Consider the following 8,353-nt stretch of genomic DNA (forward strand, 5'->3'; position numbering starts at 1 on the left):
AAAGCTGAACAAGCCGCAGGATTCGATCCTGCAGAATCCCCATTCGCCGGCACCACCGGCGCACCGAAGTGGAACAACTCCGACCTAACCTGGATGCTCTCCCTCTTCGGCACCGCAATCGGTGCAGGCGTTCTGTTCCTCCCAATCAACGCCGGCATCGGCGGCATCATCCCGCTCATCATCATGACGGTTGTTGCCCTGCCGATGACCTACTGGGCACACCGCGGCCTGGCTCGCCTGGTTCTCTCCAGCTCCAAGCCATCCGGTGACCTGACCGACGTCGTCGAGGAGCACTTCGGCATCAAGGCAGGCGTGTTCATGAATATCCTGTACTTCCTGTCCGTCTACCCTATCCTCTTGGTCTACTCCGTGACCATCACCAACACGGTTAACTCCTTCCTGGAGCACCAGCTCGGTGTCACCCCGCCGGACCGCTGGCTGACCTCCCTGCTGCTCGTCGGCGGCCTCATCCTCATCGTCCGCATGGGCAAGGATGTCATCGTCCACGTCATGTCCTGGCTGGTCTACCCATTCATCGCCGTCCTGGTCCTCCTGTCCATCTACCTCATCCCGAAGTGGAACACCGCACTGTTCGATTCCTTCGACCTGAACGTTGCCCGTGAAGCTTCCGGCCACAGCTTGGGCGTCACCCTGATGCTCCTGGTTCCGGTTATGGTCTTCTCCTTCAACCACTCCCCGATGATTTCCTCCTTCGCAGTTGACCGCCGCGAGACCTACGGCAAGTTCGCTGAGGTCAAGGCACGCACCACCCTGCTGCGCGCAGAAATCCTGATGGTCGTTGTCGTTATGTTCTTCGTCTTCTCCTGCGCACTGTCGCTGTCGCCGGCCGACATGGCAGAAGCAAAGGCCCAGAACATCACCATCCTGTCCTACCTGGCTAACCACTTCGATACCCCGATCATCCAGTGGATTGCACCGATTATCGCAATGATCGCTGTTGCAAAGTCCTTCCTCGGCCACTACCTCGGCGCTGCTGAGGGCTTCGAAGGCCTCATCCTCAAAGGCAACAAGAACCTCGACAAGGACGACGCTGCAACCGCTCGCAAGCTCGGCACCATCACCCTCATCTTCATGCTGGTTACCGCATGGCTGACCGCTTGGGCAGACCCATCCATCCTGGGCATGATTGAGACCCTGTGTGGCCCGACGATTGCACTCATCCTCTTCCTCATCCCGATGTGGGCAATCCACAAGGTTCCTGCACTGCAGCGCTTCAAGGGCCAGGCTTCCAACTACTTCGTCTTCTTCATGGGCCTGGTAGCTGTCGCCACCATCCTCTACACCATCGTCCAGGCTTTCTAAACACTAGAAACCCCCGGACCCCCTCTCCCCCTCGGAAGATTCAAGGAAAAGCAATGTTCATCAGCATTTTCGATATGTTCAAGATCGGCATCGGCCCCTCAAGCTCACACACGCTTGGCCCAATGAAGGCTGGTAAGGCGTTCGTAGATGAGCTGAAAGAAAAGGACATCTTCGACCACGTCACCCGCATTCAAGCCAACGTGTACGGTTCCCTCTCGCTTACCGGCATCGGTCACTCCACCGATAAGGCCATCCTCCTGGGCCTGGCCGGCGAGGTGCCAGAGACCGTAGACATCGACGGCATCAACGAATTCGTGAAGAACGTTCGCACCTCCGAAAAGCTCATGCTCGGTGGTACCCGCGAGGTCGATTTCCCGAAGGAAGGCGGCTTCTACTTCCACAACGAGTACCTGCCGATGCACGAGAACGGCATGTGCCTCATCGCCTTCAACGGTGATGAAGAGTTGCTCCACAAGACCTACTACTCCATCGGCGGCGGTTTCATTGTCTCCCAGGAAGATTTTGCAAAGCGCGGCGAGGACAACGTCAAGGTTCCTTACGCCTACGCAAGCGCACAGGAAATGCTCGCCCTCTGCGAGCAGCACAACTTGACTCTTCCAGAGCTGGGCATGGCCAACGAGCTGGCACACGCCACCGAAGAAGAGGTCAAGGAGCACATGCGCAAGGTCCGCGATGTCATGTACACCGGCATCGAGCGTGGCTCATCAACTGACGGCCCTCTGCCGGGCCAGCTCCTCGTCCCACGCCGTGCTGCTGCGCTCAAGCGCCTGCTGGAAACGGATGAGCCGCACGATGGACTCAACATCCTCGACTGGGTCAACATGTTCGCGCTTTCCATCTCCGAGGAAAACGCTTCATGTGGCCGCGTGGTCACCGCTCCTACCAACGGCGCTTGCGGCATCGTCCCAGCAGTCATCGCCTACTACGACAAGTTCGTTGAGCCGGTCACCGAAGAGATGTTCTCCGACTACATCTTCGCCTGCAACCAGATTGCTTCGCTGTACAAGATGAATGCATCCATCTCGGGTGCAGAGGTTGGTTGCCAGGGCGAGGTCGGCGTCGCCTGTTCCATGGCCGCTGGCGGTCTGGCTCAGCTCATGGGCGCTACCCCAGAGCAGGTCTGCATCGCAGCCGAAATCGCTATGGAGCACAAGCTCGGCCTGACCTGTGACCCGGTTCTGGGCCAGGTACAGATTCCGTGCATCGAGCGCAACGCAGTCGCTGCAATTGACTCCATCACCAGCGCCCGCATGGCCCTTGAGCGCGAGTCCAAGCCATGCGTCAGCCTCGATGACGTCATCTGGACGATGTACAAGACGGGTAAGGATATGAACGCCAAGTACCGCGAGACCTCCCAGGGTGGCCTTGCACTGGCTATCCACCCACCTATCCCAGTCTGCGGCTAATACTGCCGTAAGGCACACCTTGAGCGGGTGAACACAGCGCTTGGCCGCTCGTGTTTACCCGCTTTTTGTCGTGTTAATATCTATCCAACTTTCTTAAAGTGTCAGGAACTTAAAGGACATGCTTCAGCTGATGAATGAACTCAACAGTCATGGCATAGACCAAGATTTCCTCGGGCAGTACGTACCACTCGTCGAATTTCTAGGCCAGGCCTTGGGCCCAAACACTGAGATCGTTCTGCACGATCTCGATGTCCCAGATCAGTCAATCATCGCCATTGCGAACGGCCACATCTCCGGCCGCCAGATTGGCGGTCCTGTAACTGATTTCGCCCTGTGGTTTATGAAACAAGGCGACGCCTCCGCCGTCCCCATGATGACCGGCTACCGGGCCGTCAACACGGAAGGCAAGATTTGCCACTCCTCTAGCTACTTCCTGCGTGATGAGACGGGCCACATGCGCGGCATGCTGTGCATCAACGTCGACATCTCGGATCTCGTAGCAATCCGCAACGCCGCCAGCTTCCTCATCGGCAACACCGAGGAAGCACCGGATAAGGCCCAAGCCTTCGGCGGCTACCCGGGAGCACGCACAGCCCATGCTGCCGTGGCCCCAGAGCCAGAGCCAGAGGAAGCGGTCAGCGAATCGCTGCGCGACAACGTAGAGAACCTGTTGGACTCCATGCTGGATTCCGCGATTTCTACCCAGTCCGTGCCTGTCCGACGCATGCAGCGCGACGAGCGCATCGAGGTCGTTCGCGCCCTCGAAGATAGCGGCTTCTTCCTCTTGAAGGGCGGAATCGCCGCCGCGGCAGAGCGCCTTCGAGTCTCCGAGCCGACCATCTACCGATACTTGGTCAAGGTGCGTAGCTAGCCGGCCCCAATGGCCAACTACAAGGCCAAACTGCCCATGCCATGAGTGAGCCCTCCCCCGTATGCGGGGAGGGCCTCCTTTATGTCTGCACTACTTTTGAAAAATTTTTCTAAACCGGGGAACTAAACGCGCAAGCACTTCGTTGTACCTCATGTACAAAGCCGCAACCTCAGGAGGCTAGAGATGGCTGAAAAGTCCCACACCAAGGCCGCTGACCTTGGAAACAATTCAAATGAAGAGGAGCCGGAGGTAGACCGCGGCTCACGCCGCAACCAGACCAATGACAACCCTTCCGCCGACTTGGTCCGTGTTTATCTCAACGGCATCGGCAAGACCGCACTGCTCAGCGCTGAAGATGAAGTAGAACTCGCCCAGCGCATCGAGGTTGGTCTCTACGCCGAGTACAAGCTGGCGAATGCAGAAAAGGTCACCCGCGCCGAAAAGCGTGATCTCAAAATTCTGGTCCGGGAAGGCAAGAAGGCACGCTCCCACCTGCTGGAGGCAAACCTGCGCTTGGTCGTTTCGCTTGCGAAACGCTACACCGGCCGCGGCATGCCACTTCTGGATCTCATCCAGGAAGGCAACCTGGGCCTTATCCGCGCCATGGAGAAGTTTGATTACGCCAAGGGCTTTAAGTTCTCCACCTACGCCACCTGGTGGATCCGTCAGGCCATTACCCGCGGCATGGCTGACCAGTCCCGCACCATCCGTCTGCCAGTCCACCTGGTAGAGCAGGTCAACAAGCTCTCCCGCATCAAGCGTGAGATGTACCAGTCCCTGGGCCGCGAGGCCACCAATGAGGAGCTGGCTGAAGAGTCCGGCATCGAGGAATCCAAGATCGAGATGCTGCTGCGTCAGTCGCGCGATCCTGTCTCACTCGACATGCCGGTGGGCACCGATGAGGAAGCACCACTGGGTGACTTCATCGAGGACGCCGAAGCTACCGACGCCGAATCCGCCGTTGTGGCGGCAATGCGTCACTCCGATATTCGCGGCGTCATCGACACCCTCGAGGAGCGCGAGCAAGACGTCATCCGCCTGCGCTACGGCTTGGACGACGGTGTCCCGCGCACCCTGGATCAGATTGGCCGCAAGTTCGGCCTTTCCCGTGAGCGTGTGCGCCAGATTGAGCGCGAGGTCATGGCCAAGCTGCGTGACGGCAACCGTGCAGACCGCCTGCGTGAGTACGCACTCTAATCTTTAGCCCTCTCCTGAGAAATTCTCTTCACCCTGTCAGCCACTTCTCCTTTAATAGGCAGTAGCTGACAGGGTTTCAATCTTTTATAGGTAGAATATGTGAAGCTACACCGCGCCGAAAGCAAGAGATGCGTTTATCCCTTTCGGAAGCAGGCTCGGCAAAGTGCGGTATTGTTTAGTTATTGTTCGAAGACGCTGCGAGCCATGTCGCCCGCACCGAAAGGTGCGTTCCGGCCTTTTTGCTCACGGCGCCTTTCACCATCGTGCAGAAAGGTATGCCCACGTGAGGGACCTAGTTGATACCACTGAAATGTACCTGCGTACCATCTACGAACTTGAGGAAGAAGGCATCACGCCCCTGCGCGCGCGTATCGCCGAGCGCCTTGAGCAGTCAGGGCCCACGGTATCTCAGACCGTTGCACGCATGGAACGCGATGGCCTGCTGCACGTGCGCACCGACCGCAGCCTCGACCTCACCGCCCAGGGCCGCGAGCTCGCCACGGCGGTGATGCGTAAGCACCGCCTCGCGGAGCTTTTGCTTACCAACGTCCTGGGGCTCGACATTCACAAGGTCCACGACGAAGCCTGCCGCTGGGAGCACGTCATGAGCGAGGAAGTAGAAAAGCGCGTTGTCGCCGTGCTTTCCGACGCCACCCGCTCCCCCTTCGGCAACCCCATCCCGGCGTTGGATCAATTAGGCATCGAGGTTGGCGAGGCACCGAGCGGCACCCGCGCCATCGACCTTCCCAACGGCGTAGAGACCAAAGCTACTATCACGCAGATTAACGAGATCTTGCAGGTAGATTCCGCCACGTTCCGCGATATCAACGCAGCCGGCGTCGTAGTGGGTGCGCCCGTCACCGTGGTCAACGCCAACGGTGCGGTGACCCTTACCACCGAATCAGGTGCCAAGATTGAGCTGCTCGACGATCTGGCACACGCAATCCGCATTGAGGTGAAGTAAATGAAACTCCTAGTCACTGGCGGCGCAGGCTACGTCGGCTCCGTCTGCGCGGCGGTTCTGCTGGAAGCAGGCCACGAAGTCACCATCATCGATAACTTCACAACCGGCAACCGCGAGGCAGTTCCGGCGAACGCGCGCCTGGTAGAAGGCGACGTCGCCGACGTTACCGATGAGGTGCTTTCCGAGGGCGGCTTCGACGGCGTCGTCCACTTCGCGGCCCGCTCGCTGGTTGGCGAGTCGGTGGAAATCCCTGCCGATTACTGGGAGCACAACGTTGTCACCTCCCTGAAGCTGCTCAACGCCATGCGCGCTCACGGTGTCAACAACCTGGTCTTCTCCTCTACCGCCGCCACCTACGGCGAGCCGCAGCAGGTGCCTATCACCGAAGACATGCCGACCCAGCCCACCAACCCTTATGGCGCGTCCAAGCTGTCCATCGACTACATCATCACCTCCTTTGCCAAGGCTTATGGCCTAGGCGCTACTTCGTTGCGCTACTTCAACGTTGCGGGCGCCTACGGCCTCATCGGCGAAAACCGCGAGGTGGAGACCCATCTGATTCCGCTGGTGCTGCAGGTAGCTTTGGGCCACCGCGACAAGATCTTCATGTTCGGCGATGACTATCCCACCACCGATGGCACCGCGGTGCGCGATTACATCCACATCCGCGACCTCGCCGAGGCGCACCTGCTCGCGCTGGAGAGCAACGAGCCGGGCACCCACCGCATCTATAACCTGGGCTCCGGCGATGGCTACTCCGTCAAGCAGGTCATCGAGATGTGCCGCGAGGTCACCGGCCACGAAATCCCGGCAGAGGTTGCTCCCCGGCGCGCCGGCGACCCAGCCACCCTGGTAGCTTCCTCCGAGAAGATCAAGGCCGAACTGGGCTGGAACCCCACCCGCACGGATCTGCGCACCATCGTCACCGATGCCTGGAACTTCACCAAGCAGCTCGGCGATAAAGCCCATTCCGCCAAACGCTAAGCCACTTTGCCGTCCCGGGCTTGCAGCGCCATGGAACGCGCAACCCCAGAGGAATGACGCAGGGCTTCGGTCAGCTGGCTTGCCAGGCCATTGCGGTAAAGCTGGTGGACCAGGTTGCCGAAGGTATGCTCTGGGGCCTCCTCCAGCAGGATATTCAGCGCTGGCCCTGCCAGCTGGTAGCGCTCCATCTGCAGCTGCGCGATGGCATAAAGCACCAGCGCGTTATACCGGATGACTCCCTCGAAGGTCTTCGCCGTGGCTAGCATCAGGATGGCCGCTTTGTCTGGCCGCTCGCAGAGCTTCTCGATGACCAGGTCGCGCGACCACGTGGTGGCTAGCCAGGTGGCGGCGGTCTCGAGAGCCTCGACGTCGCCAAGCGTGGCGTGTAAATCCTGCACCGCGCGCAGCTGCCACCACGCATCATCCAGGAACTCCTCGAGCGCTAACTCTGGGTCATCCTCGTAGAGCTCGATCTCCTCGCGGAATTGCTGTGCCGCGGCCCGTGCGCGCTCTGCAATCTCGCGGCCCAACACCGTTCCTACCTGGTTATTGCCCGGCGCGAGCTTGGCGTAGAGCTCCTCGCGCGTTAGCTCCGGGATAAGGTCCTTATCCACGCAGTGGTGCATGGTGGGCGCAGAAGTCAGCGGTGGAATCTTTCCTTCCTGCCAATTCTTCATCGGCCCCTTGCCCTCGTGGTTGACGGCGCCGAGGAGAATTTCATAGCTGCCGCCGGTGATGATCTCCGGGGTATGCCACGCGGCGTCAATGTCCATGCCGTCGTTGTGCTTGTGCAAGCCGTACATCCACTCGGCCAATGCGTCGACTTCGCTGGGTGGGCGCTGGGTGATAAAGAAGGCGAAGACGCCCTCGGTACGGTCGGTGGTAATTGTCTGCCAGACTTCCTCCGTCGCTGCCTTGGCGTCCGCGAAGTCCACGCGTGCGACGGGGCCCAACGCTATGCCGTGTGGTGAAGGCTCGAAGGTTAGAAAGACTACGGAATCGGTGGGATAGAACCCGAGCACTCCTGGCAGGTTGGCCAAAAGGTGTCCCGGGGTGTTGATCGGTGGATAGCTGTGATGATGTGTGTCTTGCTTGCTCATAGCACTTAGTTTGCGCGAGCGCGCGGGCCACACACTAGGGTCAGTTTTCCCAAACGGCCGAATCTGTGGATAACTCATCGCGACGCCACCTACCATCCGGGGCTTTTAGGATCCTAAAGGGCGAAATTCAGGAATACTTGTTTAAGGCTCGGTGTTGAAAGCGGTAAGTGTCTTCCGAAGCTGTATTGTCGGGGCACAGGCTAAGGAGGTATCGCACGCATGCATGATGATCAAAGGCGCATCTACGAATTGGAATACCCCGCCCCAGTGGTGAAGGATTCTTCCAGTGAGGATAAAGGTCCCACGATGATCGTGGCTATGCACGGCTATGCCGATGCCGGCCAGGCGGTGGAGGCCTCTGCCGATCACTTGAAGGCCGCGCTGGCAAACCGCCAGCTCGCCTCCTTCAATAGCGACGAGCTCATGGACTACCGCTCGCGCCGCCCCATGGTCACCATTGACCATGACCGCACCGTCGAAATCGAAA

Annotated in this window: 8 protein-coding genes; 7 read left to right on the plus strand and 1 reads right to left on the minus strand. The window is 59.3% G+C overall.

All coding sequences use genetic code 11. The features are described 5' to 3' along the window. From HMPREF2935_RS11315 to galE, 6 genes are all read left to right on the plus strand, one after another. The coding region (locus HMPREF2935_RS11315; protein WP_141756062.1) for an SLC5/6 family protein at positions 1–1,323 on the plus strand (1,323 nt) is incomplete at its 5' end. Positions 1,324–1,376: 53 nt separating this feature from the next. Beyond that, on the plus strand, positions 1,377–2,750 hold the full coding sequence (locus HMPREF2935_RS11320) for an L-serine ammonia-lyase (protein WP_070456496.1): 1,374 nt from the start codon (positions 1,377–1,379) through the stop codon (positions 2,748–2,750). Between the two features lie 130 nt (positions 2,751–2,880). Next, complete coding sequence (locus tag HMPREF2935_RS11325; protein ID WP_246817835.1) at positions 2,881–3,621, plus strand: helix-turn-helix transcriptional regulator; 741 nt, start codon at positions 2,881–2,883, stop codon at positions 3,619–3,621. Between the two features lie 183 nt (positions 3,622–3,804). Next, entirely contained in the window at positions 3,805–4,818 is a 1,014-nt protein-coding gene (locus HMPREF2935_RS11330) for a sigma-70 family RNA polymerase sigma factor (RefSeq protein WP_061922959.1), read from the plus strand. A 283-nt stretch (positions 4,819–5,101) separates the two neighbouring features. Beyond that, entirely contained in the window at positions 5,102–5,782 is a 681-nt protein-coding gene (locus tag HMPREF2935_RS11335; RefSeq protein ID WP_062040381.1) for a metal-dependent transcriptional regulator, read from the plus strand. Next, positions 5,783–6,766: a UDP-glucose 4-epimerase GalE gene (galE, locus tag HMPREF2935_RS11340; protein WP_070733260.1), complete on the plus strand. Its 984-nt coding sequence runs from the start codon at positions 5,783–5,785 to the stop codon at positions 6,764–6,766. It begins immediately after the preceding gene. Here galE and HMPREF2935_RS11345 read toward each other — a convergent pair. Next, positions 6,763–7,866, minus strand: coding sequence for a DUF4192 domain-containing protein (locus tag HMPREF2935_RS11345; protein ID WP_070733262.1), 1,104 nt, complete (start codon positions 7,864–7,866; stop codon positions 6,763–6,765). The two genes, galE and HMPREF2935_RS11345, sit on opposite strands and share 4 nt — an antisense overlap. 219 nt (positions 7,867–8,085) lie before the next feature. Between HMPREF2935_RS11345 and HMPREF2935_RS13655 the strand changes: the two genes are divergently transcribed. Then, positions 8,086–8,353 (plus strand): PAC2 family protein (locus HMPREF2935_RS13655; protein ID WP_246817836.1); only part of this gene is annotated, 268 nt, incomplete at its 3' end.

The organism is Corynebacterium sp. HMSC076D02 (assembly GCF_001813815.1).
Taxonomy (GTDB): Bacteria; Actinomycetota; Actinomycetes; order Mycobacteriales; family Mycobacteriaceae; genus Corynebacterium; species Corynebacterium simulans.

What these genes read in the sequence shown, in the direction of transcription:
- HMPREF2935_RS11320 (WP_070456496.1), top strand. Translation starts at nt 1,377, where the DNA reads ATGTTCATCAGCATTTTCGATATGTTCAAGATCGGCATCGGCCCCTCA.
- HMPREF2935_RS11325 (WP_246817835.1), top strand. Translation starts at nt 2,881, where the DNA reads ATGAATGAACTCAACAGTCATGGCATAGACCAAGATTTCCTCGGGCAG.
- HMPREF2935_RS11330 (WP_061922959.1), top strand. Translation starts at nt 3,805, where the DNA reads ATGGCTGAAAAGTCCCACACCAAGGCCGCTGACCTTGGAAACAATTCA.
- galE (WP_070733260.1), top strand. Translation starts at nt 5,783, where the DNA reads ATGAAACTCCTAGTCACTGGCGGCGCAGGCTACGTCGGCTCCGTCTGC.
- HMPREF2935_RS11345 (WP_070733262.1), bottom strand. Translation starts at nt 7,866, where the DNA reads ATGAGCAAGCAAGACACACATCATCACAGCTATCCACCGATCAACACC.